Raw genomic sequence first — 25,865 nt, 5'->3', positions numbered from 1 at the left:
AACCACAACAAGAAGGTGAACGGCCATGTACAAAATCCTGATCGCCGACGATCACCCGCTGTTTCGCGAAGCGATCCACAACGTGATCAGCGACGGTTTCCCCGGCAGTGACGTGATGGAAACCGCCGACCTCGACAGCGCCCTCGCCCTGACCCAGGAACACGACGACCTCGACCTGATCCTGCTGGACTTGAACATGCCCGGCATGCACGGCCTCAATGGCCTGATCAACCTGCGCAACGAGTCGCCGACCATCCCGGTGGTGATCGTCTCGGCCGAGCAGGACAAGCAGATCGTGCTGCAAGCCATCACCTACGGTGCCGTGGGTTTTATCACCAAGTCGTCGCCGCGCCTGCAAATGACCGAAGCGATCCAGCAGATCCTCAACGGCAACGTGTACCTGCCGCCCGACATTATCCGCACGCAGAAAAACCCCAACCAACGGCGCATGAACGACGCACCAGGCTTTGCCCCGGAACTGTTGCAGGCCCTGACGCGCAAGCAGTTGCTGGTGCTGGAGCGGATGACCAAGGGCGAGTCGAACAAGCAAATTGCCTACACGCTGGAGATTGCCGAGACCACGGTGAAGGCCCATGTGTCGGCGATATTGCGCAAGTTGAATGTGCATAACCGGGTGCAGGCGATCCTGAGTGCTGGCGACATCGACTTCGGCTCGTACCTGCGCCGCTGACCTCCCGGCCCTATGGAGATCAAACTGTGGGAGCTGGCTTGCCTGCGATAGCGGTGTATCAGTGACAGATGTGCAAGCTGACCCACCGCTATCGCAGGCAAGCCAGCTCCCACAGTGGGTCTCTGTTGGATGATGGTTTGGGGTTCACTTTCCGAGCAGGTGGCTCATGGCGGTCTTGAGTTTCATTGGCCGCACCGGCTTGTGCATTAACGTATGCCCCAACTCGCGAATCTGCGCCTTCAACTCATTGCTGTAGTTGGCGGTAATCATCAACGCCGGGATCGCACTGCCGCGTCGGGCGTTGATGCGGGCCACGGCGTCGACGCCGTTCTGGTCGTCATCGAGGTGGTAGTCGGCAATCAACAGGTCTGCCTCGGCATGATAGTTGTCCACCTGCCGCGCCAGGTCCTGTTCCGACAATGCCGTCGTGACCCGGCAACCCCAGCCTTCCAGCAACGTGCGCATGCCCGCGCAGATCGCCGCGTCGTTATCCAGCACCCACACCCGTGCGCCCTGCAAACGCTCCAGCAGCGCCTCGCTCATGGATGGCAGCGGCAGGGACTTCGGCGCGGTAGCGCTCAGAGGTACTTCCACGGAAAACATCGAGCCCCTGCCCGGCCAGGATTTGACGCTGATGCGATGACCGAGAATCCCGGCGATTTTCTCGACGATGGCCAGGCCCAACCCCAGCCCGCGATCCTGGTCCGGGCGTTGCACGTCGCCGCGCTTGAACTCCTGGAAAATCTCCTCCAGGCGCTCCTCGGCAATGCCCATGCCGCTGTCCCATACCTGGATCAGCAGGCGCTGCTGCTGGCGCCGGCAGCCCAGTACCACGCGGCCCTTGTAGGTGTAGCGCAACGCGTTGCTCAGCAGGTTGCGCAGAATGCGCGCCAATAGCTGGATGTCACTGCGCACCAGCGCCGAGCAGGCGACGAAATGCAATTCCAGGCCTTCGGCGCGGGCGAGTTCGGTGTATTCGGCGGCGAGGTTTTCCAGCAGTTCGCTGAGGGCGAACGGGGCGATATCGGCCTTGATCACGCCAGCGTCGAGCTTGGAAATATCCACCAGGGTGCCCAGCAGGTTTTCCACGTCGTCGAGGGAATTGCTCACGTTGCGCACCAGGGTTTCGTTGGGGCGTTCCAACAGGGCACTGGTGAACAAACGCGCGGCGTTCAGCGGTTGCAGCAGGTCGTGGCTGACGGCGGCGAGGAATTTGGTTTTCGACAGGTTGGCTTTTTCCGCCTCCTGCTTGGCTTCGCGCAAGCGGGTTTCCATGCGTCGGCGTTCGTCGATTTCCTGCAACAGCTGATCGTTGAGCGAGGTCAGTTCCGAGGTGCGCTGGGCCACGCGCTGCTCCAGGTGCTGGTAGGCCTGGTGCAGGGCTTCGGCGGTGCGGCGGCGTTCGGTGATGTCGCGGATCAGCACAAAGATGCCCACCACTTCGCCGCTGGCGAGCATGTTCGGCACATAGGAACGCAGCATGTAGCGCTCCTGGTTGTTGATATTGGTTTCGGCGAATTCGAAGGTCACGCTCTCCCCGGCCAGGGCGCGGGCGACGTAGGCGTCGAGGCGCTGGCAGTGCTGCTCGCTGTGCACTTCGCGCAGGCTCTGGCCGAGCATCATGCCGCGCGGCCAGCAGTACCATTCTTCGTAGACTTTATTGGTGAATTCGTAGACCAGTTCGGCATTCAGGTAGCCGATCAGCGCCGGCACGTTGTCGGTGATCAGGCGGATCCAGCGTTCGCTTTCCTGAGCTTTTTGCGCGGCCGCCTGTTCGCCGCGCAGGGTTTCGGCGCGCAGGCGCGCGTTGATCAACAGGTGGTTGCTGGCCTTGAGTTCGGCCATCGCCTGGTTTAGCGCGTCGGTGCGTTCGCGCACTTGCTCGGCCAGCACCACCGAATGCTGGAAGGTGGTGTACGGGTTGTTGCCCTGGGTCATGCCGGACTCGATGCGCTCGATCAGCGCCGCATTGATCCGTGCCAGCTTGTGGTTGGCCTGTTGCAACTGGGCAACCTGGGCACGCAGTTCAGCGTCGGCCACGGGCAATGGCGACCCCGGTGAAGGTCTGGTTGATGTGCATGCCATTGAACTGTTCTCCGTAGGTGTTGAAGCCCAGCACCCGTTGGCCTTGCAGGTAGTTGCCGATCTGTTCCAGGTTGCCGTTGTCTTCTAGCTCCATGCGCCGCAGGAAGCAGTCGCAGCCGATGGTCAGCAACAGGTCGCCGAGGCGCGATTGCAGGCCGTCGAACAAGTCTTGCAGGTTCGGCAGGATCGGACCCGGTTGCATCAGGGTCAGCACAATGCCGTTCTCCACCGCGCAGTAGAAACTCAAGCTGAGATCGTCATGCACCTGCTGGATTGCGCGCACGTAGTACTGGTCGTGGATGCGCACCGCCAGCGGGTGGGCGGCGAAGGTGCGATGGTCAAGGTCGGCCACGGCCACGCCGATGTGCCGCGCGTACTCTTCGGCGGCGGGTTCGGCGTTGAGTTCAAAGACCCGGCGGGACGGGCTGTCGGCGCCGGTCACCACCAGTTTTTCCGTGCGCGGCAGGATGTGGTGGGTGGTGAACACCTCGAAGTCCAGCCAGGTATTGACCAGCACCACCACCGCCGCGCCGCTGTGGAACACACCGTTGAAGTACACGTGGGTGTGGGTGAGGAAGTTGTCATCGCCGGCTGAGCCGCCAAAGTGCGGGATATCGCCGAGGGCGGCGCTGAGGGCGGCGAGCACCATTTCTTCACGGCTGGACAGGCCGTCAAGCAGGGTCAGGGCAAAGGTGTTGCCCTTGATCGGCGCCAGGGTGTTGCTGCGACAGCCGCCGACCAGGCGCTCGACCATGTCCTGGGCGCCGATCAGGCTGAAGTGCTCGACCTCGTCGATCAGCTCGGTGGCGATGGAAAAGTGCGCGTGGTTGAAGCCCATCGCGGTGATGCAATTGCGTCCGTAGCCTTGGGGCGTGATCTCGCCGGCGCTGGTGCAGCCGACCACGCGCACGTTGCCGAAGCACTGTTGCAAGGCCTGGCCGAGGGCCTGCAAGTCGTAGCCGGCGGAACAGAAAAACAGCACAAAGCCCAGGTACGGATGCAGCAGTTGGCGGGCCAACTCTTCAGCGGCCTGCCCTGGATCGGTGGCCTGGGACATGGCACTGACTACGCCTTCACTGTTGTGCATCGTTGGTTCCCCCTCTAAGGCGTCAGTGTACGAAGGCCGGGGGGTGGGCCCTATGCTACTTGGGTACTGGGTGGGGGGATGCGTTGGGAGGAGGCTCTCAAGACTGATGGAGACCAAATTGTGGGAGCTGGCTTGCCTGCGATAGCGGTGTGTCAGGTAGACCGCTATCGCAGGCAAGCCAGCTCCCACAGGGGTAAGCATTCCAAGTCTTACCAAGTGAGGACGGCACCTACGGCGAAGGTATCGGTGTCTTCATTCTGGGCGTTGGTGTCATGCCCCTTGATCTGGAACTGGTTGTACTCCGCCACCAGCTTCAGGTTGTCGTTCACGTCATGGAACAGCGCAATCCCACGGGTTTCATAATCCGCGCCGCTGCCGACCACGCCGTTGCCGTCGTCCTTGGTCTTGCCGTAGGACAGCGCCAGGCGGTTCTTGCCGAGTTTGTACGAGCCTTGCACCAGGTAGCCGTTGCTGTCGACATTGCGCAGGGTGGCTTCGCCGGCGTTGTTGGTGAAAAACGGGTTGATGCCCTTGGCCTGGAAACCCGAACCGGTCAGCGACAGGCCGCCCATCTTCGCCTGCACGCCATAGCCCAGGCCCTTGGAGGTGACGCTGGCGACGTTGGAATCGGTGTTGTCCGAGGTCTGGTAGCTGCCGTTGAGCCAGCTGTAGATCTTCGCCCCGCCCACCTCGAACTGGTAGGTGATCTCGCTCTCGGTGCGCGGGTTCTTCTGGTAAGCCTTGCCCAGGGGGCTGCTGTCGTTGGTGTCCACCGGGTCCATGATGCCGACGGCCACGCGCAGGCCGTCCATCACCGGGGTGCGGTAGGTGATCTGCGAGGTGGGGAACGGGTACGGGTAGCCGCTGCCGATATTGCCGAACGACACCCCGCCGCCGTCCACCAGGCCGAGGCTGTCGCTGACCTGGCCGTAGCCGGCGAGCAGTTCGTCGAGCAGGATGTTGGAGCGGGCGAACAGGCCGAAGTCCTTGCCGATCAGCACTTCGCCCCATTCCTTGTTGGCCACGGTGCCGTAGAACTGGCGCACGTCGATGGCGGTGTCGGTGCCGTTGGTTTCGCTGTCGTTGATGGTCACCCAGAACGAGGCGCGGGCGCCGAGCTTGAGGTCGTCGACCTGCTTGGTCATGTTGAAGCCCAGGTAGTTGGGCAAAAAGCCCATCTTTACGCGGGATTGGCGGCGGTCGTATTGCTCGCCGGCGCGGTCTACGTCGCTGTTGACGTAGAAGGCGTTGATGTAGCCGTCGGTGGAAAAGGTGGTTTCGTCCTTGTCGTACAGCATGATTTCGGCGTCGGCGAATGGGCTCAGGCCGAGGCCGACGATAAAGGCAGGCAACAGACGCAGGGGGACATTCTTATTCTTATGCATGGCGCGCTCCGCAACGGGGACTTGATGTCGGAGGCGATTATCAAAAGGCGCCAGGCCACGGCATACGCTGCCTTGGCCGTGGTTTCGAGGTGCTTTGGGCGGGCCGCGGGTGCCCGCCAAGTTCGGTGTAAGCCAGGCCCGGCACTTAGTGCGTAAGACCGGCCTTGGCCAACATGCCGACAGCCACCAGTACACACAGGCTGGCAAAACCGACCTGCAAGTACCGGGCGGGGATCACTGAACTCAAGCGCCGGCCGGCGAGCATGCCGACGATGCTTGCGCCGACAAACACCCAACCCACCGGTTCGATGGTGACCCCGGCGTGGAACGCACCGGCCACGCCGATCAACGAGAGCAAACTGACCACCATCAGCGAGGTGGCGACGATGCCGCGCATCTGCACGTCGGTGAGTTGCTTGAACGCCGGCACGATGAGGAAGCCGCCGCCCACGCCGAGCAGGCCGGACACGGCGCCGGTGACCGCGCCGAGGGCGGCCAGGGTGGCGCTGCATTTGGCGGTCCAGGTCAGGCGCCCGGTCTGCTGGTCGAGCATGCAGTTCTTCTGGCCCCAGGACGCGGTGCCATGGTCACTCGGCCCGGCCTGGAGTTTTTCGCGCTGCAACATGCGCCAGGCCACCAGCACCATCAGCGCGCTGAACAGGCCCATCAGCACGGTCTCTGGCAATTGGTGGGCGAAGAACACCCCCACCGGCGAAAACAACGCGCCCAACAAGGCGATCAACAGCGCGGCGCGGTAACGCACCAGGCCGTGGCGCAAGCCGTCGAGCGCACCCACCGCGGCCGCCGCACCGACGGCCAGCAGCGAGACCGGCGCGGCCTGGGTCATGCTCAGGCCCAACCCCAATACCAGCGCGGGCACCCCAAGGATGCCGCCGCCCGCGCCGGTCAGGCCCATGACCAACCCCATCAATAACCCCAAGCAACTTGCCAACAACATTCAATCCACCTTAGGCCGGATGCTGCCGTGTGGCGTCACATCCCGCATTGCGATCCTTTGCCTCGGACCGTTTTTTTCACTTAAGCTCGCAAGCCTATGTGGAAATCACGTCTATACCAAGGACCACCGTCATGTCAGCGTTGATCAAAGCCTTTCTGGACGAGGCGTCGTCGACCTACACCTATGTGCTGCACGAGGCCGATGATGGCCCCTGCGCCATCGTCGATTCGGTGCTCAACTACGACCCGGCCTCCGGGCGCACCGACACACGCCAGGCCGACCAGGTGATCGCCTACGTGCGCGAACACCGCCTGCAGGTGCAATGGCTGCTGGAAACCCATGCCCACGCCGACCACTTGTCCGCCGCGCCGTATCTGCGGCGGACCCTGGGCGGCAAGATCGCGATTGGCCAGTCCATCAGCACCGTGCAGGACGTGTTCAAGAACCTGTTCAACCTGGAGCCGGAATTTCGTGTGGATGGCTCGCAGTTCGATCATCTGTTTGCGCCGGATGAAGTGTTCTACATCGGCAACATCAAGGCCCAGGCCCTGCATGTGCCGGGGCATACGCCGGCGGACATGGCCTATCTGGTGGATGACCGGCTGATCCTGGTGGGTGACACCCTGTTCATGCCGGATGTGGGCACGGCGCGCTGTGATTTTCCCGGTGGGGATGCGCGACAGTTGTATGCGTCGATGCGCAAGTTGCTGAATTTTCCGCCGGAGACGGAGTTGTATGTATGCCATGACTACCCGCCCGAGGGGCGTGAGGCGAAATGCCTGACGACTGTGGCCGAGCAGCGGGCGGGGAATATTCATGTGCATGACGGGATTGACGAAGCGGCGTTTGTCGAGATGCGCACCACCCGGGATGCGGGGCTCGGAATGCCGACATTGTTGCTACCGGCGATCCAGGTGAATGTACGGGCAGGGAATCTGCCGCCGCCGGAAGACAACGGCGTGGTGTACCTGAAGATCCCCCTCAACCAACTTTGAAATGCCGACCCTGTGGGAGCTGGCTTGCCTGCGATAGCGGTCTATCAGTCACTGATGTGCAAGCTGACCCACAGCCATCGCAGGCAAGCCAGCTCCCACAGGGGCCAGCATTTCACAGTGGAGGGTGTGTTGGGTCAGGCACCCAGGTTTATGCCGTTGGCGGGTAACGGCAACGCGGTTTTATAGCGCACCTGCTTCAAAGCAAAACTCGACCGAATATTCGCCACCCCCGGCACTTTGGTCAAAAAGTCCATCATGAAGCGCTCCAGCGACTGGATCGTCGGCACCAGCACCCGGATCAGGTAGTCCGGGTCGCCGGCCATCAGGTAGCACTCCATCACTTCCGGGCGGTCGGAAATCGCGCTTTCGAACTGCTGCAACGCCAGCTCATTCTGCTTCTCCAGGCTGACGTGAATGAATACGTTGACGTGCAGCCCCAGTAAATCCGCATCCAGCAGGGTGACTTGCTCGCGAATCAAGCCCAACTCTTCCATCGCCTTCACCCGGTTGAAACACGGCGTGGGCGACAGGTTCACCGAACGCGCCAGGTCGGCGTTGGTGATGCGGGCGTTCTCCTGCAAGGCGTTGAGAATGCCGATATCGGTACGGTCCAGTTTGCGCATGAGACAAAATCACCTGTTTATTATGTTTATGCAGTTTTTTTATCCGCAAATGGTCGTGAGTGCAACGAAACACAGATAAATATTCTTCTACGCCCCGCCTATGATTGTTGTAGGACAAGATTTCCCCTACCCGGGGACTGACTGTCAGCTAGCGCGCCCACTACAAGAAATTCACAAGATAGAGCGTAGAAAGCCATGACCCAGCAGTATGAACCACTGCGCCTGCACGTCCCTGAACCCTCGGGACGCCCAGGCTGCAAGACCGACTTTACCTACCTGCGCCTGACCGACGCCGGCCTGGTGCGCAAACCCGCCATCGATGTAGAACCCGCCGACACCGCCGACCTGGCCAAGGGCCTGATCCGCGTGCTCGACGACCAGGGCCAGGCCCTCGGCCCATGGGCCGAAGGCGTGCCAGTGGAGATCCTGCGCAAAGGCATGCGCGCGATGCTCAAGACGCGCATCTTCGACAACCGCATGGTGGTCGCCCAGCGTCAGAAAAAAATGTCGTTCTACATGCAAAGCCTCGGCGAAGAAGCCATCGGCAGCGCCCAGGCCCTGGCCTTGAACATCGACGACATGTGCTTCCCCACCTACCGCCAGCAAAGCATCCTGATGGCCCGCGAAGTGCCGCTGGTGGACCTGATCTGCCAGTTGCTGTCCAACGAGCGTGATCCGCTCAAGGGCCGCCAGCTGCCGATTATGTATTCGGTCAAGGAATCCGGTTTCTTCACCATTTCCGGCAACCTTGCCACCCAGTTCGTACAGGGCGTGGGCTGGGGCATGGCCTCGGCGATCAAGGGCGACACCAAGATCGCGTCCGCCTGGATCGGCGACGGCGCCACCGCCGAATCGGACTTCCACACCGCCCTGACCTTCGCCCACGTGTACCGCGCACCGGTGATCCTCAACGTGGTCAACAATCAGTGGGCCATCTCCACCTTCCAGGCCATCGCTGGCGGTGAAGCCACGACCTTCGCCGGACGCGGCGTGGGTTGCGGCATCGCCTCCCTGCGCGTGGACGGCAACGACTTTATCGCCGTGTACGCCGCCTCCGCCTGGGCCGCCGAACGGGCGCGCCGCAACCTGGGGCCAACGCTGATCGAGTGGGTTACCTACCGCGCCGGCCCGCACTCCACCTCCGATGACCCTTCGAAATACCGCCCCGCCGACGACTGGAGCCACTTCCCCCTCGGCGACCCGATCACCCGTCTCAAGCAGCACCTGATCAAGATTGGCCAGTGGTCCGAAGAGGAACACGCGGCGGTCAGCGCCGAACTTGAAGCCGAAGTGATTGCGGCGCAAAAAGAAGCCGAACAGTACGGCACCCTTGCCGGCGGCCAGATTCCAAGCGCCGCGACCATGTTCGAAGACGTCTACAAAGAGATGCCGGAGCACTTGAAGCGCCAGCGTCAAGAGTTGGGGATCTGACATGAACGATCACAACAACAGCATTGAAGTGGAAACCGCCATGACCACCACCACCATGACCATGATCCAGGCCCTGCGCTCGGCCATGGATGTGATGCTCGAACGTGACGACAACGTGGTGGTGTTCGGCCAGGACGTCGGTTATTTCGGCGGCGTGTTCCGTTGCACCGAAGGCTTGCAGACCAAGTACGGCAGCTCGCGGGTGTTTGACGCACCGATTTCCGAAAGCGGCATTATCGGCGTCGCCGTGGGCATGGGTGCCTATGGCCTGCGCCCGGTGGCCGAGATCCAGTTCGCCGACTACGTCTACCCCGCCACCGACCAGATCATCTCCGAAGCCGCGCGCCTGCGTTATCGCTCGGCCGGCCAGTTCACCGCGCCACTGACCATGCGCATGCCTTGCGGCGGCGGCATTTACGGCGGCCAGACCCACAGCCAGAGCATCGAAGCGGTGTTCACCCAGGTCTGCGGCCTGCGCACGGTGATGCCGTCCAACCCGTATGACGCCAAAGGTTTGCTGATCGCCTCCATTGAAAACGATGACCCGGTGATCTTCCTGGAGCCCAAGCGCCTGTACAACGGCCCGTTCGACGGCCACCACGACCGCCCGGTAACCCCGTGGTCGAAGCACCCGCAAGCGCAAGTGCCGGACGGTTACTACACCGTGCCGCTGGACGTGGCCGCCATCGTGCGTCCGGGCTCGGCCGTCACCGTGCTGACCTACGGCACCACCGTGTATGTGTCGCAAGTCGCCGCGGAAGAAACCGGCATCGACGCCGAAGTCATCGACCTGCGCAGCCTGTGGCCGCTGGACCTGGAAACCATCGTCAAGTCAGTGAAAAAGACCGGCCGTTGCGTGGTGGTGCACGAAGCCACGCGCACCTGCGGCTTTGGCGCCGAGCTGGTGGCGCTGGTGCAAGAGCATTGCTTCCACCACCTGGAAGCGCCGATCGAACGCGTCACCGGTTGGGACACCCCCTACCCGCACGCGCAAGAGTGGGCGTATTTCCCAGGGCCGTCCCGTGTGGGCGCGGCGTTGAAACGGGTCATGGAGGTCTGAATGGGCACGCACGTTATCAAGATGCCGGACATTGGCGAAGGCATCGCAGAAGTTGAACTGTCGGTCTGGCATGTCAAGGTCGGCGACCTGGTGGTTGAAGACCAGGTGCTGGCGGATGTGATGACCGACAAGGCGATGGTGGACATTCCCTCGCCGGTGCACGGCAAGGTGATTTCCCTCGGCGGCGCGCCGGGTGAAGTCATGGCCGTGGGTAGTATTTTGATCAGCATCGAAGTGGAAGGCGCCGGCAACGCGAAGGAAGCGCCGGTGGTGAAGGAAGCGACCAAGGCAGCACCGGTCGTGGAAGCCAAGCCTGCACCGGTGGTTGAAAGCAAACCGGTGGTTGTAAAAGCCGCAGCGGCACCCGTTGCCCGCGAAGCCGACGAGCGCCCGCTGGCCTCCCCTGCCGTGCGCAAGCATGCGCTGGATGCCGGGATTCAGCTGCGTCTGGTCCAGGGCACAGGCCCGGCGGGCCGAATCCTCCACGAAGACCTCGACGCCTACCTGCAACAAGGCACGGCCAAGGCTTCATCCACCGTCAACCCGTACGCCGAGCGCAACAGCGAAGAACAGATCCCGGTGATCGGCATGCGCCGCAAAATCGCCCAGCGCATGCAGGACGCCACCCGCCGCGCCGCGCATTTCAGCTATGTGGAAGAGATCGACGTGACCGCCCTCGACGAGCTGCGCGTGCACCTCAACGAGAAACACGGCGCCACACGCGGCAAGCTGACCCTGCTGCCGTTCATCGTGCGTGCCATGGTGGTGGCGCTGAAGGACTTCCCGCAGATCAACGCCCGTTACGACGACGAAGCCCAGGTCATCACCCGCCTCGGCGCCGTGCATGTAGGCGTCGCCACCCAAAGCGACGTCGGCCTGATGGTGCCGGTGGTGCGTCACGCCGAAGCCCGCAGCCTGTGGGGCAATGCCGAGGAAATCGCGCGCTTGGCCACGGCCGCACGCAATGGCAAGGCCAGCCGCGACGAGCTGTCGGGCTCGACCATTACCCTGACCAGCCTGGGCGCCTTGGGCGGTATCGTCAGCACGCCGGTGCTGAACCTGCCGGAAGTGGCCATCGTCGGCGTCAACCGCATCGTCGAACGGCCGATGGTGATCAAGGGCCAGATCGTAGTGCGCAAGATGATGAACCTCTCCAGCTCCTTCGATCACCGCGTGGTCGATGGCATGGACGCGGCGCAATTCATCCAGGCCATTCGCGGCCTGCTCGAACAACCCGCCAGCCTGTTCCTGGAGTAAGGCATGTCACAGACTTTGAATACCACGCTGCTGATCATCGGCGGCGGCCCTGGCGGTTATGTGGCGGCGATCCGTGCCGGCCAACTGGGCATCCCGACCATGCTGGTTGAAGGCCAGGCGCTGGGCGGCACCTGCCTGAATATCGGCTGCATCCCGTCCAAGGCCTTGATCCATGTGGCCGAGCAGTTCCAGCAAACCATCCACCACAGCCAGGGCTCGCAACTGGGCATCGAGGTGGATGTGCCAACCCTGGACATCCGCAAAAGCGTGGAATGGAAAGACGGCATTGTTGACCGCCTGACCACCGGCGTCGCCGCGCTGCTGAAAAAGCACAAGGTGCAGGTAATCCACGGTTGGGCCAAGGTCGTAGACGGCAAGACCGTCGATGTCGGCGACCAGCGCATCCACTGCGAACACCTGCTGCTGGCCACCGGTTCGAAAAGCGTCAACCTGCCGATGCTGCCGATTGGCGGGCCGATCATCTCGTCCACCGAAGCCCTGGCGCCGACCCGCGTGCCAAAACGGCTGATCGTGGTGGGCGGCGGTTATATCGGCCTGGAGCTGGGCATCGCCTACCGCAAGCTCGGCGCCGAAGTCAGTGTGGTCGAGGCGCAGGACCGTATCCTGCCCGCCTACGACGCCGAGCTGACGCAACCGGTGAACGAATCCCTCAAGCAACTGGGCGTGAAGCTGTACCTCAAGCACAGCGTCACCGGCTTTGCCGATGGCAAGTTGCAAGTACGCGATCCGAATGGCGACACCTTGTCACTGGCCACCGACCAAGTGCTGGTAGCCGTGGGCCGCAAGCCCAACACCCAGGGCTGGAACCTTGAAGCCCTGAACCTGGACATGAACGGCGCGGCGATCAAGATCGACAACCGCTGCCAGACCAGCATGCGCAACGTCTGGGCCATCGGCGACCTGAGCGGCGAGCCGATGTTGGCGCACCGGGCCATGGCCCAGGGTGAAATGGTTGCCGAACTGATCAGCGGTCAACACCGCGAATTCAACCCGGCGGCGATCCCGGCGGTGTGCTTTACCGACCCGGAACTGGTGGTGGTGGGCAAGACGCCGGATGAAGCCAAGGCCGCTGGTCTGGACTGCATCGTGTCGAGTTTCCCGTTTGCGGCCAATGGCCGGGCGATGACGCTGGAGTCGAAAACCGGCTTCGTGCGGGTGGTGGCGCGGCGCGACAATCACCTGATCGTCGGCTGGCAGGCCGTGGGTGTGGGGGTTTCCGAGCTGTCCACTGCCTTTGGTGTGAGCCTGGAAATGGGTGCGCGCCTGGAGGATGTGGCGGGGACGATCCATGCCCATCCGACTCTGGGCGAGGCCGTGCAGGAAGCGGCGTTAAGAGCCTTGGGCCACGCGTTGCACCTGTAAGACCAAGGTGGGGCCATCGCAGGCAAGCCAGCTCCCACAGGGGAATGCATTCCAAAATGTGGGAGCTGGCTTGCCTGCGATAGCGGTGGATCAGCCAATACACAGGCTGAAGGTGTCCACCCAGTGGCTCCCACACAAGCCAAGAATGAAGTATTGTTGCGCCCATTCAGAAAAAAACCGACTTGACCAAAGATAGAGGGTGTCATGGGTAACGAAAGCATCAATTGGGACAAGCTGGGTTTTGACTACATCAAGACCGACAAACGGTTTCTCCAGGTCTGGAAAAACGGCGAGTGGCAAGACGGCACCCTGACCGACGACAACGTGCTGCACATCAGCGAGGGCTCCACCGCCCTGCACTATGGCCAGCAGTGCTTCGAAGGCCTCAAGGCCTACCGTTGCAAGGACGGTTCGATCAACCTGTTCCGCCCGGACCAGAACGCCGCCCGCATGCAACGCAGCTGCGCGCGCCTGCTGATGCCCCATGTACCGACCGACGTGTTCATCGACGCCTGCAAGCAAGTGGTCAAGGCCAACGAGCGGTTCATCCCGCCGTACGGCAGCGGCGGCGCGCTGTACCTGCGCCCGTTCGTGATCGGCACCGGTGACAACATCGGCGTACGCACCGCACCGGAGTTCATCTTCTCGGTGTTCGCGATCCCGGTTGGCGCCTACTTCAAGGGCGGCCTGGTGCCGCACAACTTCCAGATCTCCACCTTCGACCGCGCCGCGCCACAAGGCACCGGTGCGGCCAAGGTCGGTGGCAACTACGCCGCCAGCCTGATGCCCGGTTCGGAAGCGAAGAAAGCCGGTTTTGCCGATGCGATCTACCTGGACCCGATGACCCACTCGAAAATCGAAGAAGTCGGTTCGGCCAACTTCTTCGGTATCACCCACAACAACCAGTTCATCACGCCGAAGTCGCCTTCGGTACTGCCAGGCATCACCCGCCTGTCGCTGATCGAACTGGCCAAGTCCCGCCTGGGCCTGGACGTGGTTGAAGGCGAAGTGTTCATCGACAAGCTTGACCAATTCAAGGAAGCCGGCGCCTGCGGTACCGCAGCGGTGATCTCGCCGATTGGCGGCATCCAGTACAACGGCAAGCTGCATGTGTTCCACAGCGAAACCGAAGTGGGTCCGATCACCCAGCAGCTGTACAAAGAGCTGACCGGCGTGCAGACCGGTGATGTTGAAGCGCCAGAGGGTTGGATCGTCAAGGTCTAAGCCCAAAAGCCAGCAACACCACAAAACCCTGTGGGAGCTGGCTTGCCTGCGATGGCGGTGGGTCAGTCAACATTTACTGTGACTGATACACCGCCATCGCAGGCAAGCCAGCTCCCACATTTGTTTTTCGGTGTGCTTAAGATTGGGTGGGGATGTTCTCGACAATCTTCTTGCCCATGCTGATCCGTGGCTCCACGCCATACCCCAGCGCCTCGTAAAACCCCGTCACGGCATCATTGCCACTGGTGATCTGCAGGTTGATCTTCATGCAACCCAGCGCAGTCAACGCCTGTTCCGCATGGCGCACCAGCGAAGAACCCAAGCCATGCCGCCGATAGTCCGCATGCACCGCCACCGAATACAACCAGCCACGATGGCCGTCATAGCCCGCGAGAATCGTCCCGATCACCGTCTTTTTATCCGTCGCGACAAAAAACAGCCCGTCGTTGACCGCCAGCTTTTTATCAATCGCCAGGGCCGGCGAGTTATGCGCCGTGTCATAACCAAAGGCCTGTTGCCACAACCCCACCACTTGCGCCCGGTGCTGACGGTCACGGTACGGCCCGATGGGATGGCGGGACAGCAGCGTCTTTTCCATGACTAGCGTGCGTTCATTACCGTGGTAGACGTCGCGCACCGTGTGAAACCCCAGCGCGGTATAGAACGGCTCCGCCGTCAGTGAAGACGGCACGCTCAACACCGTCACGCCGGCCTGGCGGGCACGCAGTTCAACCTCGCTCATCAGCAACCGGCCAATGCCCTGCCCTTGCAGCGCCGGGTTGACGAACACCGAGCGCACCACGTTGGCCTCCAGCGCGGCCGTGGCGACGATGACGTCGTCCTGCACCGCCACAAGCACAACCCGTCGCGTGAGCAAGGCGATTACCGCGTCGGGGGTGAAGTTGCTCGCGACCCGGGCGATCACGTCTGCTGGGTAATCCTTCGCGTTGCTGCTGTGCAGGGCCGCCAGGATGACCTGGCTGATGCCCTCGGCATCGGCGGGTTGGGCGAGACGAACGGCGATAGGCATGCAGGGCTCCTTGCTGAGAACAGAAATCAAAAACCACCCCCATACTAATGTGGGAGCTGGCTTGCCTGCGATAGCGGTCTGTCAGTCAACACCGCTATCGCAGCGATGCGGCGACCCGACAAGCCAGCTCCCACAGTTTGACCGCATTTCAAAGCCGGCAGCGGATTCGGCTGGCTCACTGCCCTTTTCAGCTTTCCCGGCTGAGCCGCCCGCTTGTTTCAGCCGGGATTCACCCAGCACAAGCCACAAAATAGCCGCACTGCTCAACCTCATGGATTCGTGCACCCATGCAAACCACCAACACCGTCTTGATGATTCGCCCGGCGCGCTTTGCCTTCAACCCGGACACTGCCATCAACAACCGCTTCCAACGCCAGCCCCTCGACCCACTCAGCGCACAGCAGAAAGCGCTGGAAGAGTTCGACGGCTATGTCGACACCCTGCGCCAGCACGGCGTGGAAGTGCTGGTGGTGCAGGACACCCCGGCGCCTCACACTCCCGATTCGATCTTCCCCAACAACTGGTGGAGCAGCCACGCCGACGGCAGCCTGGTGCTCTACCCGATGGAAGGCCAGAACCGCCGCCTGGAGCGCAACAAAGGCGTGCTGCAAGTGCTGGAGCAACGCTTCGCGATCCACAGCACCATCGACCTCAGCCACCTGGAACAACAGAACATCTTCCTCGAAGGCACCGGCAGCATGGTGCTCGACCGCCAGCACCGCATCAGCTACGCCTGCCACTCCGGGCGCACCCACCACGACGCCTTGCGCCAGTTCGCCGAACGCCTCGACTACCAGCTCTGCGTGTTCCACGCCGTGGACCGCCATCACGCGCCGATCTACCACAGCAACGTGATGATGAGCGTTGGCCGCGACCTCTCGGTGGTGTGCCTGCAAGCCCTGCCCGACGAGGGCGAGCGCCTGACCCTGGAACGCTCCTTGCGCGACACCGGCAAAGACATCCTCGCCCTCGATTTCGATCAGTTGGAAGCCTTCGCCGGCAACATGCTCGAAGTCCACGACCGCGACGGCCAGCCGCTGCTGGTGATGTCGGCCAGCGCCTGGGGCGCCTTGCAACCGGCACAACGCGCCCATGTGGAGCGCCACACGCGGCCGGTGGTGGTGAACATCGACAACATCGAACGCATCGGCGGCGGCAGTGCCCGCTGCATGCTGGCAGAAGTGCATCTGCCAACCCGCCCCTCATTTCAATAAGGAGTCTTGCCATGACCCGTTACATCGACGTCAACGACCTCAGCTACCTGGTCTCGCAAAAAGGCCTGCAAACCTGCATCAGCGAGATGGCCGAGTACATCCGCGCCGACTACCTGCGCTGGCAGGACTTCGAGAAATGCGCGCGCCTGGCCAACCACTCGCCGGACGGTGTGATCGAACTGATGCCGGTGTCCGACGCCGCGCTGTACGCCTTCAAGTACGTCAACGGCCACCCGAAAAACACCCAGGCCGGCATGCTCACCGTGATGGCCTTTGGTGCGCTGGGCGACGTCGACACCGGCAAACCGGTGCTGCTGGCCGAAATGACCCTGACCACCGCGATCCGCACCGCCGCCACCTCGGCGCTGGTGGCACGCTACCTGGCCCGCGATAACAGCCGCAGCATGGCGCTGATCGGCAATGGCTCGCAGAGTGAGTTCCAGGCCCTGGCCTTCCACGCCATGCTCGGCATCAATGAGATCCGCCTGTTCGACATCGACGCCAAGGCCACCGCCAAGCTGGCGGCCAACCTCAAGGCGTTCCCGGCGATCAAGGTGATCCTGGCCAGCAGCGTGGCCGAAGCGGTAAAAGGCGCGGACATCGTCACCACCGTCACCGCCGACAAGGCCTACGCGACCATCCTCACCGACGAGATGATCGAGCCGGGCATGCACCTCAACGCCGTCGGCGGCGACTGCCCCGGCAAGACCGAGCTGGACCGCCGTATCGTCGAGCGCGCCCGCGTGATCGTCGAGTACGAGCCGCAAAGCCGTATCGAAGGTGAAATCCAGCACATGCCGGAAGATTCGCCGGTGACCGAGTTGTGGCAAGTGATCAACGGCCAGCAGCCCGGCCGCGAAAACCCGCGCCAGATCACGCTGTTCGACTCGGTGGGTTTTGCCATCGAAGACTACTCGGCCCTGCGTTACGTGCTGGATGTGGCCAAGGCCCTCGACGTGGGCAGCACGCTGGAACTGGTGCCGGACCTGGCCGACCCGAAAGATCTGTTTGCGCGCCTCGCCCAGCCCGTCGCACAGCAGAAAAAGCGCGCCTGAGACCGCTCTGGCCTGCCGCTTTGCGTCAGCGGCGGGCCGGGTTTTCAGGGATGAAAAGCCGATTCAGCGGGTCTTGCAGCCGATTCCGCTGCATTGCCCGATTTAACAGCGCAATTCGCGCTTTGTGCGAGGGGTAAACGACACAAAAAACGCACCACCTTGAAGCATTCTCTGCGCCAACAAGAACGATTTGTTTCAACTCATTTACTGCCCTGACATCAATTACAAAATATAGGGACTACACCATGACTCCACTGCGATCACTCTTCGCTGCGTTGCTGTTGCCACTGTGCGCCACCGCCGCCCACGCCCAGGAGTGGAAAGAAATCCGCTTCGGCGTCTTCCCCGAATACCCGCCCTTCGAATCCGTGGCCGCCGACGGCAGCCTGCAAGGTTTCGACATTGAACTGGGCAACGCCATCTGCGCCAAGCTCGACGTCAAATGCACCTGGGTGCACAACGAATTCGACGGCATGATCCCGGCCCTGCGCGCGCGCAAGTTCGACGCCATCATGTCGTCCATGGCCGTGACCCCGGCCCGCGAAAAAATCATCGACTTCACCGACCGCCTGTTCCTCAGCCCGACGTCGGTAATCACCCGCAAGAGCGCCGACTTCGGCGACACCCCGGAATCGTTGAAAGGCAAGCAAGTCGGCGTGCTGCAAGGCTCGCTGCAGGAAGCCTACGCCCGTGCACACCTGGCCAAGCTCGGCGCGCAGATCAAGGCGTACCAGTCCCAGGACCAGAACTACGCCGACCTGCAAAACGGCCGCCTCGACGCGACCCTGACCGACAAGCTCGAAGCCCAGCTCAACTTCCTGTCCAAGCCTGAAGGCGCCGACTTCAAGACTGGCCCGGCGTTCAAGGACCCAACTTTGCCATTGGACATCGCCATGGGCCTGCGCAAGAACGACCAGGAACTGCGCGCGCTGATCAACAAGGGCATCGCGGCTGTGCAGGCGGATGGCACGTATGCCGAGATCCAGAAGAAATACTTCGGCGATCAGGACATCTACAACGAATAGCGGCCTCATCCTCATGTGGGAGCTGGCTTGCCTGCGATAGCGATTTAACAGTCACTGATGTGCCGACTGACCCACCGCTATCGCAGGCAAGCCAGCTCCCACAATAAATCTCTGCGCTCCAATGAGATTCTTCCCATGAATGACCTCCTAAACTTGCAGGGCTACGGCCCCATGCTCGCCCAAGGCGCGTGGATGACGCTCAAGCTGTCGTTCCTCGCCCTGGCCCTGAGCCTCGTCCTGGGCCTGATCGCCGCCGGCGCCAAGCTCTCACGCGCGAAATGGCTGCGGGTGCCGGCCACGCTGTACACCACGCTGATCCGCAGCGTGCCGGACCTGGTGCTGATCCTGCTGATCTTCTACAGCCTGCAACTGTGGCTCAATGACCTCAGCGAAATGGCCGGCTGGGACTACTTTGAAATCGACCCATTCACCGCTGGCGTAGTGACCCTGGGCTTTATCTACGGCGCGTATTTCACCGAGAACTTCCGTGGCGCGATCCTCAGCGTGCCTGCCGGCCAATTGGAGGCAGCCACCGCCTACGGCCTGAGCCGCTGGCAGCGTTTCCACCTGGTGCTGTTCCCGCAACTGATGCGTTTTGCCTTGCCGGGCCTGGGCAATAACTGGCTGGTGCTGCTCAAGTCCACCGCGCTGGTGTCGATCATCGGCCTGTCGGACCTGGTCAAGGCCGCGCAGAACGCCGGCAAGACCACCAACGAGCCGCTGTATTTCCTGATCCTCGCGGGCCTGGTGTACCTGGTGATCACCACCCTCTCCAACCGCATCTTCAAGCGCCTCGAACGGCGCTACAACCTCGGCATCAAGGGGATGGCGCGATGATCGAACTGTTCCAGCAATACGGCCTGGCCTACCTGTTCAGCGATGGCGCGGGTTTGTCCGGCGTGGCCATGACGTTGTGGCTGTTCATCATCTCGGTAGTGCTTGGGTTTTGCCTGTCGATCCCGTTGGCGCTGGCGCGGGTGTCCGAGCACTTCTGGTTGCGCTGGCCGGTGGAGGTCTACACCTACCTGTTCCGCGGCACGCCGCTGTATATCCAGCTACTGATTTGCTACACCGGGCTGTACAGCCTGGAGGTGGTGCAGGACAACGCCCTGCTCAACCAGTTTTTCCGCAATGCGCTGAACTGCACCCTGCTGGCCTTTGTGCTGAACACCTGCGCCTACACCGTGGAAATCTTCGCCGGGGCGATCCGCAATATCCCCCACGGCGAAATCGAAGCGGCCCGCGCGTACGGCCTGCACGGCTGGCGGCTGAACCTGTTCGTCGTGGTGCCCGCCGCTCTGCGCCGCGCATTGCCGGCCTACAGCAATGAAATGATCCTGATGTTGCACGCCACCTCCCTGGCGTTTACCGCCACCGTCGCCGACATCCTCAAGGTGGCCCGCGACGCGAATGCCGAGACGTTCCTCACGTTCCAGGCATTTGGCATCGCCGCCCTGCTGTACATGCTGCTGTCCTTTGCACTGGTGGGCCTGTTCCGACTGGCCGAACGTCGCTGGATGCGTTTTCTTGTTCCTACCCGAGGCTAACCCATGAATCAGTCCGCGCAGGCCCTGGCCGCATACCCCATTGATACACCTGCTGCCAAAACCAGCACCGCCGCCGTCAAGCTGCAAGTCGAAGGCATCCACAAACGCTACGGCGACCACGAAGTGCTCAAGGGCGTGTCCGTGAATGCGCGCAACGGCGATGTGATCAGCCTGATCGGCGCCAGCGGCTCGGGCAAAAGCACGATGCTGCGCTGCATCAACTTTCTCGAACAACCGGACGCCGGGGTCATCACCCTCGACGGCATCAGCATCGAAATGCAGCCCGGCCGCGCCGGCACCCGCGCGCCGCACCAGGCCCAACTGCAAAACCTGCGGACCCGCCTGGCCATGGTGTTCCAGCACTTCAACCTGTGGAGCCACATGACCGTGCTGGAAAACATCACCATGGCCCCGCGCCGGGTGTTGGGCGTGAGCGCCGCCGAGGCGGAAAAACGCGCGCGTATGTACCTGGACAAGGTCGGCCTGCCGGGCCGCGTGGCCGATCAGTACCCGGCGTTCCTGTCCGGTGGCCAACAACAGCGCGTGGCCATTGCCCGCGCCCTGGCCATGGAGCCGGAGATCATCCTGTTCGATGAACCGACCTCCGCCCTCGACCCGGAACTTGTAGGAGAAGTCCTCAAAGTCATACAGACGTTGGCCGAGGAAGGTCGTACCATGCTGATGGTCACCCACGAGATGGGCTTTGCCCGCCAGGTGTCCAGCCAAGTGCTGTTCTTGCATCAGGGCCGGGTCGAGGAACAAGGCGGTGCCGAGATCCTCGACCATCCCAACAGCGAGCGCTTGCAGCAATTTCTTTCCAATCGTCTGAAGTGAAACCCATGGATACCAAGGCCAACGGACCCCATTCCTCCCCTGCGCTGGATCGCATCGATGAAGCCATCATCGAAGTGCTGCGCCACCAGGGGCGTATCACCTACGAAAAGCTCTCGTCGCTGGTGCACCTCACCCCCAGGCCCTGCCTGGAGCGCGTGCGCAAGCTGGAGCGACGCGGGGTGATTCGCGGGTACGGGGCGATCATCGATGTGCAGATGGTCTCGCCGGGGTTGTCGTTGCTGGTGCTGGTGGCCTTGTCCAACCAAAGCGGGCGCTCGGCGCAAAAGGCCTTTGAAGCCTGCGTCAAAGCCTGCCCCCAGGTGTTCGAATGCCAGCTGATCAGCGGGCCGTTCGACTACAGCCTGCGCATGCGCTGCCGGGACATGGAACATTACCGGGTGCTGACGGAGACCTGGTTGAACAATGACGAGTTGCATATTGATAAGTTGGTGGCGCACCCGGAGCTGGCGGTCGTCAAAAACACCGCGACCGAGCTGGCCTGAAACCCTATCTCCAAAACAATGAAGCTCCAATGTGGGAGCTGGCTTGCCTGCGATAGCGGTATATCAGTCACACCTGATTTAACTGGCCCACCGCCATCGCAGGCAAGCCAGCTCCCACATTGATCGGGTTCGCAATTCTTTTACCCGGTTTGGCGCCAATCAGCCTGGCCTGCCCATCCTTCTGCTTCCCCGTCCGCGCCTCGCTGATCAACCCCGGGATCAACTTGCCCTCCGGCAGGTTCTTCCAGAACCGGCTCGGCAAGTGCCCTTCCATCACCTTGGGATTCAACCGCGCCGGGTTGAAGATATGGCTGTAGTAGGTCAACCACATCTCGCTGTGGGGGTCCTCGACATTCTGCGCCAGCTGCCGCCACGCCTCGGGGCATTCGCGCTGATGAAGGAGCTGCTCACCGTCGTAATACACCCCATCCAACGGCGTGGCGATCATCCAGCGATGGCGCCCCATGCGCCCGACAAAATGCTCGCTCGCCGACTGCAAAATATCGTGGGCCGGCTCATGCCAGGCCACATACTCCGGCAGCTCAGGGCCCGCCTCAGTCGGTAGCGCAACAAAACGCACAAATGCATGCAGGTGGTGCGCCTCACGATGTACCTGCTTGATTCGCCGCTGCAACTCGCTGCCCAACTTGTCCCCCGCCAACATCGCCGTACGGTCGCCATGACTCACGCGCCACAGCACTTCATACAACAGGCTCCAACGCTGCTCGCCGTGATAACACGCCGCCGACTCCAGCAATTCCAGCAACGCCTTGGGCACCCGCGTCTGGAACGGCCCGAGCCCTTCCGGGATCGACACATCGGTGGCAAACAGGTCCGCCACCTCGGCCTCGCCCCAGCTCACCTGGCTGGGGTCGACCTGATGGCTGAGCAACCAGCGCGCCTGTTCGCGCCAGGTGCTGAAGAGGTTGTCGCATTCCAGGCTGATCATCCCCACAACCCCATTTGCTGCGGTTGCGGGCGGTCGCGCAGTTGCTCGCGCAACAGCACGCTGGTGCTCTCTGCCTGCTGCGGATGGTAGTCGCTGGTGATGAAAAACGGCTTGGCCTTGGCCAGTACGCAGCGCATGCGTGCCAGGTCTTCGAAACGGATCTTGCGTTCGCGGCGCAGGTCCACCAGGCGCTGGGTGGTACGCAGGCCAATGCCCGGGATACGCGCGATCAGGGTCGGTTCGGCGCGGTTGAGGTCCAGGGGGAACACCTCGCGGTGTTCCAGCGCCCAGGCCAGCTTGGGGTCGATGTCCAGCGCCAGGTGGCCGGGGCCTGCGAACAGTTCATTGGCGCTGAAGCCGTAGCTGCGCAACAGGAAGTCGGCTTGGTACAAGCGGTGCTCACGCATCAGCGGCGGCGCGGCGAGCGGCACGCTTTTCGGGCTGTTGGGGATGGGGCTGAACGCCGAGTAGTACACGCGGCGCAGCTTGAAACTGCCATACAACGCCTCGGCGCCGTGGAGGATGGTGCTGTCATCGGTGTCGTCGGCACCAATGATCAATTGGGTGCTTTGCCCAGCCGGGGCGAAACGCGGCGCGCGTGGCTCATTGAGCACCGTCTGTTCGCCGGTGTAGATGGTCTGCATGGCCTGCTTGATCGAGATGACGGTTTTTTCCGGCCCCAAGGTTTGCAGGCTGGCCTCGGTGGGCAATTCAAGATTCACACTTAATCGGTCGGCATAACGCCCCGCTTCGGCAATCAGCGCCGGATCGGCATCGGGAATGGTCTTGAGGTGGATATAGCCACGAAAGTCATGTTCTTCACGCAGCAGCTTGGCCACGCGCACCAACTGTTCCATGGTGTAGTCGGACGAGCGAATGATGCCGGAGCTGAGAAACAGCCCGCTGACGCAATTGCGCCGGTAGAAATCCAGGGTCAGGCTGACCACCTCCTCCGGGCTGAAGCGTGCACGGGGCACGTCGCTGGAGCGGCGGTTGACGCAGTATTGGCAGTCGTAGAGACAGAAGTTGGTGAGCAACACCTTGAGCAACGACACGCAGCGCCCATCGGGTGTGTAGCTGTGGCAAATGCCCATGCCATCGGTGGAGCCCAGCCCGGCCTTGCCCTCGGAGCTACGCTTGGGCGCGCCGCTGCTGGCGCAGGACGCGTCGTACTTGGCGGCGTCGGCAAGGATGCTGAGTTTTTCGATCAACTGCATGGAGGGCTACCGATACTGGTTTTTTGTACAGTACCAGTAGCCCAGCCTTCACGCCAGTGCCGCCCGTAAGACCGTGGCGAGGGAGCTTGCTCCCGCTCGGGTGCGCAGCGCCCGCAAGCTTTTGGGGCCGCTTCGCAGCCCAGCGGGAGCGAGCTCCCTCGCCACAACAGCAAGCGCGCTCTGAGCTGGATTAATCAGCTGGCAGTGGCGAGTAGCAGATCCTGCACCGAACGCCCCTTGCCGCGGCTGCGGTCATGCTCATACAGCGACGCCGCAATCTCATCCGCACGAATCGGCAGCACCGACAACAACGTGTCGCTCAAACCATGGCTGGCCTGGCTGAACCCCTGGATGTAGATGCCGGCCTTGCACCGCTCGTCGGTGACAATGCGGTAGTCGCGGGCCACTTCGAAGTCGGCCATATAGGCTTCCAGCGGCGCCAGCAGGGCGCGGTGGGTCTGGCGCTCGTAGCCGGTGGCGAGGATCACCGCGTCGTAATGGCTGACACTGGTTTCGCCGTTGGCGTTGTTGCGCAGGACGAGCTCGATGCCCAGCGGGCCCGGCGTGGCTTTCTCCACCACGGTCATGGTGCGGAACGCCTGGCGTGCGATGCCGGAGACTTTCTGGCGATAGAAGATGCCATAGATGCGCTCGATCAGGTCCAGGTCCACCACCGAGTAGTTGGTGTTCTGGTATTCGGCCACCAGGCGCTCACGCTCGGCGCCGACTTGCTGGAACACCAGGTCAGTGAAGGCCGGCGAGAACACTTCGTTGACGAACGGGCTGTCATCCGCCGGCTTGAGCGCCGAACCACGCAGGATCATGTCGACTTGCACCGACGGGAAGCTGTCGTTGAGGTCGATAAACGCCTCGGCCGCGCTTTGCCCCCCGCCGATGATCGCGATGCGCATCGCCTTGCCCTCGACGCACGGCTGCTGGGCCATGCGTTCTAGGTATTGGGAATGGTGGAATACGCGGCTGTCGCCCTTGAGCGCCTTGAACGCCTCGGGAATGCGCGGCGTACCACCGGCGCTGACCACCACCGAACGGGTGGTGCGCACATGCTGCTCGCCCAGCGCATCGCGGGAAATCACGCGCAGCGCTTCAACCTGTTGTTGATGCAGGATCGGCTCGATGGCCAGCACTTCCTCACCGTAATGCGCCTGGGCCTGGAACTGCCCGGCGACCCAGCGCAAGTAGTCGTTGTACTCCATGCGGCACGGATAAAAGGTGCCCAGGTTGATGAAATCCACCAGGCGGTCGTGGGCTTTCAGGTAATTGACGAAGGAATACGGGCTGGTGGGGTTGCGCAGGGTTACCAGGTCCTTGAGGAAGGAAATCTGCAGTTCACTCTGGGTCACCAGGGTATTGCCGTGCCAGCGGTAATCGGCTTGCTTGTCGAGAAACAGCACGTCCAGTTTGCCCTGGGCTTTTTCGCGCTCCTGGAGGGCGATGGCCAGCGCCAGGTTCGAAGGGCCGAAACCGATACCGATCAGGTCGTGAACCGCGGGCGAAGCAATTGCCTGTGTCATTCCAGTGTCCTCTGGATAAGCCCCTTGGCGGTGGGGCGGGAATACCTTTCAAGACCTGCACAACAGGTCGTGTGTTGATAGGAAACGAGGACAGTGAAATAAAATTTAACGGATTGCCGATCAGTGCCCTTCCCACTCGCGCATCCGCACCCGACAGTGCTTCATCGCGTTGACGATGTGTTTTTCCACGAGGCTGCGGGAAATACCCAGGCGATCCGCGATTTGCGGGTGGGACAGGCCATCGAGCTTGCGCAGCAGGAAACAGTCGCGGCAGGCCGTCGGCAATTCCGCCAGGGCGCGCTCGACCATGGCCAGGCGCTGGCTGTGGTCATGGCTGGCGTGGGGCGAATAGTTGGAGAAGCGCTCTTCGGCGTCCAGCACTTCCAGCGGTTCGTTCTGGCGCGCCGCGTTGCGCCGGTGCCCGTCGATCACCAGGTTCAGCGCGGTGCGGTACAGAAATGCGCGGGGTTGGTCGATCGGCGTGTCGCTGGAGCGCTCCAGCACCCGCACATAAGCGTCATGCACCACATCTTCGGCCACCTGACGGTTGCCCAGCTTGGCGTTGAGGAAACACACCAGCTCGCGATAGTAGTTTTCCAACATGACTCCCGACCGCCTGGAGAGGCAGGATCCGATCCTTGTGCGCTGTAAGAAAGATTCCCAAACGATGATGGCAGTTTGAGTGCGTGCAATTTATAGTAATTCTCATCTACTTTTAAAGCAGTCTTGTAGCAATGGACGATTTTTTTACGCAATGGAGGCGTAACCGTTTGTGTAACC

The 25,865-nt window shown here is 62.2% G+C and carries 24 protein-coding genes; 14 read left to right on the top strand and 10 right to left on the bottom strand.

The features are described from left to right. The first annotated feature begins 25 nt into the window (after positions 1–25). Positions 26–691 (top strand): response regulator transcription factor, encoded by a 666-nt coding sequence (locus ACU688_RS05275; protein ID WP_207042744.1) that lies wholly within the window; start codon positions 26–28, stop codon positions 689–691. A gap of 144 nt (positions 692–835) precedes the next feature. On the opposite strand, the gene ACU688_RS05270 is transcribed toward ACU688_RS05275, so the two are convergent. The 4 genes from ACU688_RS05270 to ACU688_RS05255 form a co-directional block, all read right to left on the bottom strand. Further along, complete coding sequence (locus tag ACU688_RS05270; RefSeq protein ID WP_448183910.1) at positions 836–2,776, bottom strand: PAS domain-containing hybrid sensor histidine kinase/response regulator; 1,941 nt, start codon at positions 2,774–2,776, stop codon at positions 836–838. After that, entirely contained in the window at positions 2,718–3,863 is a 1,146-nt protein-coding gene (gene nosP / locus ACU688_RS05265) for a nitric oxide-sensing protein NosP (RefSeq protein WP_448183909.1), read from the bottom strand. The genes ACU688_RS05270 and nosP overlap by 59 nt, the downstream gene beginning before the upstream one ends. Positions 3,864–4,072: 209 nt before the next feature. After that, the gene (locus ACU688_RS05260) at positions 4,073–5,248 is read right to left on the bottom strand and encodes a porin (RefSeq protein WP_448183908.1); all 1,176 of its coding nucleotides are present in this window, start codon (positions 5,246–5,248) and stop codon (positions 4,073–4,075) included. 145 nt (positions 5,249–5,393) lie between these two features. After that, positions 5,394–6,206, bottom strand: coding sequence for a sulfite exporter TauE/SafE family protein (locus ACU688_RS05255; protein ID WP_448183907.1), 813 nt, complete (start codon positions 6,204–6,206; stop codon positions 5,394–5,396). A gap of 131 nt (positions 6,207–6,337) precedes the next feature. Between ACU688_RS05255 and ACU688_RS05250 the strand changes: the two genes are divergently transcribed. Beyond that, complete coding sequence (locus ACU688_RS05250) at positions 6,338–7,201, top strand: MBL fold metallo-hydrolase (RefSeq protein ID WP_448183906.1); 864 nt, start codon at positions 6,338–6,340, stop codon at positions 7,199–7,201. A 134-nt stretch (positions 7,202–7,335) separates the two neighbouring features. On the opposite strand, the gene bkdR is transcribed toward ACU688_RS05250, so the two are convergent. Further along, positions 7,336–7,824, bottom strand: a complete 489-nt coding sequence (bkdR, locus tag ACU688_RS05245; protein WP_448183905.1) for a Bkd operon transcriptional regulator BkdR — start codon at positions 7,822–7,824, stop codon at positions 7,336–7,338. 195 nt (positions 7,825–8,019) lie between these two features. Between bkdR and ACU688_RS05240 the strand changes: the two genes are divergently transcribed. The 5 genes from ACU688_RS05240 to ACU688_RS05220 all read left to right on the top strand — a co-directional run bounded on the left by ACU688_RS05240 (position 8,020) and on the right by ACU688_RS05220 (position 14,179). Then, positions 8,020–9,255 carry a 3-methyl-2-oxobutanoate dehydrogenase (2-methylpropanoyl-transferring) subunit alpha gene (locus ACU688_RS05240; RefSeq protein ID WP_207042734.1) on the top strand — a complete coding sequence of 412 codons (1,236 nt, stop codon included), beginning with the start codon at positions 8,020–8,022 and terminating at the stop codon, positions 9,253–9,255. Between the two features lies 1 nt (position 9,256). Then, positions 9,257–10,315, top strand: a complete 1,059-nt coding sequence (locus tag ACU688_RS05235; RefSeq protein ID WP_207042733.1) for an alpha-ketoacid dehydrogenase subunit beta — start codon at positions 9,257–9,259, stop codon at positions 10,313–10,315. Continuing rightward, on the top strand, positions 10,316–11,572 hold the full coding sequence (locus ACU688_RS05230; RefSeq protein ID WP_448183904.1) for a dihydrolipoamide acetyltransferase family protein: 1,257 nt from the start codon (positions 10,316–10,318) through the stop codon (positions 11,570–11,572). It begins immediately after the preceding gene. Between the two features lie 3 nt (positions 11,573–11,575). Next, positions 11,576–12,955 (top strand): dihydrolipoyl dehydrogenase, encoded by a 1,380-nt coding sequence (gene lpdA / locus ACU688_RS05225; protein WP_448183903.1) that lies wholly within the window; start codon positions 11,576–11,578, stop codon positions 12,953–12,955. Between the two features lie 204 nt (positions 12,956–13,159). Next, on the top strand, positions 13,160–14,179 hold the full coding sequence (locus tag ACU688_RS05220; RefSeq protein ID WP_448183902.1) for a branched-chain amino acid aminotransferase: 1,020 nt from the start codon (positions 13,160–13,162) through the stop codon (positions 14,177–14,179). Positions 14,180–14,315: 136 nt separating this feature from the next. Here ACU688_RS05220 and ACU688_RS05215 read toward each other — a convergent pair whose 3' ends face one another. Further along, positions 14,316–15,209 carry a GNAT family acetyltransferase gene (locus ACU688_RS05215; RefSeq protein ID WP_448183901.1) on the bottom strand — a complete coding sequence of 298 codons (894 nt, stop codon included), beginning with the start codon at positions 15,207–15,209 and terminating at the stop codon, positions 14,316–14,318. Positions 15,210–15,496: 287 nt separating this feature from the next. Between ACU688_RS05215 and ctlX the strand changes: the two genes are divergently transcribed. The 7 genes from ctlX to ACU688_RS05180 all read left to right on the top strand — a co-directional run bounded on the left by ctlX (position 15,497) and on the right by ACU688_RS05180 (position 21,387). After that, positions 15,497–16,423, top strand: coding sequence for a citrulline utilization hydrolase CtlX (gene ctlX, locus ACU688_RS05210; RefSeq protein ID WP_448183900.1), 927 nt, complete (start codon positions 15,497–15,499; stop codon positions 16,421–16,423). An 11-nt stretch (positions 16,424–16,434) separates the two neighbouring features. Beyond that, positions 16,435–17,478, top strand: a complete 1,044-nt coding sequence (ocd, locus tag ACU688_RS05205; RefSeq protein WP_448183899.1) for an ornithine cyclodeaminase — start codon at positions 16,435–16,437, stop codon at positions 17,476–17,478. A gap of 245 nt (positions 17,479–17,723) precedes the next feature. After that, positions 17,724–18,503 carry an ABC transporter substrate-binding protein gene (locus ACU688_RS05200; RefSeq protein WP_448183898.1) on the top strand — a complete coding sequence of 260 codons (780 nt, stop codon included), beginning with the start codon at positions 17,724–17,726 and terminating at the stop codon, positions 18,501–18,503. 135 nt (positions 18,504–18,638) lie between these two features. Further along, a complete protein-coding gene (locus tag ACU688_RS05195; protein WP_207042725.1) occupies positions 18,639–19,340 on the top strand; it encodes an ABC transporter permease in 702 nt (233 codons plus the stop codon). Then, positions 19,337–20,050, top strand: a complete 714-nt coding sequence (locus tag ACU688_RS05190) for an ABC transporter permease (protein WP_124529641.1) — start codon at positions 19,337–19,339, stop codon at positions 20,048–20,050. Before ACU688_RS05195 ends, ACU688_RS05190 begins: the two co-directional genes overlap by 4 nt. 3 nt (positions 20,051–20,053) lie before the next feature. Then, entirely contained in the window at positions 20,054–20,884 is an 831-nt protein-coding gene (locus ACU688_RS05185) for an ABC transporter ATP-binding protein (protein WP_448183897.1), read from the top strand. Positions 20,885–20,889: 5 nt separating this feature from the next. Then, complete coding sequence (locus ACU688_RS05180; protein WP_016974875.1) at positions 20,890–21,387, top strand: Lrp/AsnC family transcriptional regulator; 498 nt, start codon at positions 20,890–20,892, stop codon at positions 21,385–21,387. Between the two features lie 67 nt (positions 21,388–21,454). On the opposite strand, the gene ACU688_RS05175 is transcribed toward ACU688_RS05180, so the two are convergent. From ACU688_RS05175 to ACU688_RS05160, 4 genes are all read right to left on the bottom strand, one after another. Continuing rightward, positions 21,455–22,336, bottom strand: a complete 882-nt coding sequence (locus ACU688_RS05175; RefSeq protein WP_448183896.1) for a TIGR03915 family putative DNA repair protein — start codon at positions 22,334–22,336, stop codon at positions 21,455–21,457. After that, positions 22,333–23,553, bottom strand: coding sequence for a putative DNA modification/repair radical SAM protein (locus ACU688_RS05170; protein ID WP_448183895.1), 1,221 nt, complete (start codon positions 23,551–23,553; stop codon positions 22,333–22,335). Before ACU688_RS05170 ends, ACU688_RS05175 begins: the two co-directional genes overlap by 4 nt. A gap of 194 nt (positions 23,554–23,747) precedes the next feature. Further along, positions 23,748–25,085, bottom strand: coding sequence for a lysine N(6)-hydroxylase/L-ornithine N(5)-oxygenase family protein (locus tag ACU688_RS05165; RefSeq protein ID WP_448183894.1), 1,338 nt, complete (start codon positions 25,083–25,085; stop codon positions 23,748–23,750). A 120-nt stretch (positions 25,086–25,205) separates the two neighbouring features. After that, the gene (locus ACU688_RS05160) at positions 25,206–25,721 is read right to left on the bottom strand and encodes a sigma-70 family RNA polymerase sigma factor (protein ID WP_448184033.1); all 516 of its coding nucleotides are present in this window, start codon (positions 25,719–25,721) and stop codon (positions 25,206–25,208) included. Positions 25,722–25,865 lie beyond the last annotated feature (144 nt).

It is taken from the genome of Pseudomonas acericola (SeqCode), from assembly GCF_053456465.1.
Note: the sequence above shows the minus strand (reverse complement) of the source record. Positions and strands in the feature narration are given on the sequence as shown.

Coding starts and splice junctions, on each gene's coding strand:
- bkdR (WP_448183905.1), bottom strand. CDS start 7,824: ATGCGCAAACTGGACCGTACCGATATCGGCATTCTCAACGCCTTGCAG.
- ACU688_RS05220 (WP_448183902.1), top strand. CDS start 13,160: ATGGGTAACGAAAGCATCAATTGGGACAAGCTGGGTTTTGACTACATC.
- ACU688_RS05170 (WP_448183895.1), bottom strand. CDS start 23,553: ATGCAGTTGATCGAAAAACTCAGCATCCTTGCCGACGCCGCCAAGTAC.
- ACU688_RS05260 (WP_448183908.1), bottom strand. CDS start 5,248: ATGCATAAGAATAAGAATGTCCCCCTGCGTCTGTTGCCTGCCTTTATC.
- ACU688_RS05255 (WP_448183907.1), bottom strand. CDS start 6,206: ATGTTGTTGGCAAGTTGCTTGGGGTTATTGATGGGGTTGGTCATGGGC.
- lpdA (WP_448183903.1), top strand. CDS start 11,576: ATGTCACAGACTTTGAATACCACGCTGCTGATCATCGGCGGCGGCCCT.
- ACU688_RS05235 (WP_207042733.1), top strand. CDS start 9,257: ATGAACGATCACAACAACAGCATTGAAGTGGAAACCGCCATGACCACC.
- ACU688_RS05195 (WP_207042725.1), top strand. CDS start 18,639: ATGAATGACCTCCTAAACTTGCAGGGCTACGGCCCCATGCTCGCCCAA.
- ACU688_RS05180 (WP_016974875.1), top strand. CDS start 20,890: ATGGATACCAAGGCCAACGGACCCCATTCCTCCCCTGCGCTGGATCGC.
- ctlX (WP_448183900.1), top strand. CDS start 15,497: ATGCAAACCACCAACACCGTCTTGATGATTCGCCCGGCGCGCTTTGCC.
- ACU688_RS05270 (WP_448183910.1), bottom strand. CDS start 2,776: ATGGCATGCACATCAACCAGACCTTCACCGGGGTCGCCATTGCCCGTG.
- ACU688_RS05215 (WP_448183901.1), bottom strand. CDS start 15,209: ATGCCTATCGCCGTTCGTCTCGCCCAACCCGCCGATGCCGAGGGCATC.
- ACU688_RS05165 (WP_448183894.1), bottom strand. CDS start 25,085: ATGACACAGGCAATTGCTTCGCCCGCGGTTCACGACCTGATCGGTATC.
- ACU688_RS05250 (WP_448183906.1), top strand. CDS start 6,338: ATGTCAGCGTTGATCAAAGCCTTTCTGGACGAGGCGTCGTCGACCTAC.
- ACU688_RS05190 (WP_124529641.1), top strand. CDS start 19,337: ATGATCGAACTGTTCCAGCAATACGGCCTGGCCTACCTGTTCAGCGAT.
- ACU688_RS05275 (WP_207042744.1), top strand. CDS start 26: ATGTACAAAATCCTGATCGCCGACGATCACCCGCTGTTTCGCGAAGCG.
- ACU688_RS05230 (WP_448183904.1), top strand. CDS start 10,316: ATGGGCACGCACGTTATCAAGATGCCGGACATTGGCGAAGGCATCGCA.
- ocd (WP_448183899.1), top strand. CDS start 16,435: ATGACCCGTTACATCGACGTCAACGACCTCAGCTACCTGGTCTCGCAA.
- ACU688_RS05175 (WP_448183896.1), bottom strand. CDS start 22,336: ATGATCAGCCTGGAATGCGACAACCTCTTCAGCACCTGGCGCGAACAG.
- ACU688_RS05200 (WP_448183898.1), top strand. CDS start 17,724: ATGACTCCACTGCGATCACTCTTCGCTGCGTTGCTGTTGCCACTGTGC.
- nosP (WP_448183909.1), bottom strand. CDS start 3,863: ATGCACAACAGTGAAGGCGTAGTCAGTGCCATGTCCCAGGCCACCGAT.
- ACU688_RS05240 (WP_207042734.1), top strand. CDS start 8,020: ATGACCCAGCAGTATGAACCACTGCGCCTGCACGTCCCTGAACCCTCG.
- ACU688_RS05185 (WP_448183897.1), top strand. CDS start 20,054: ATGAATCAGTCCGCGCAGGCCCTGGCCGCATACCCCATTGATACACCT.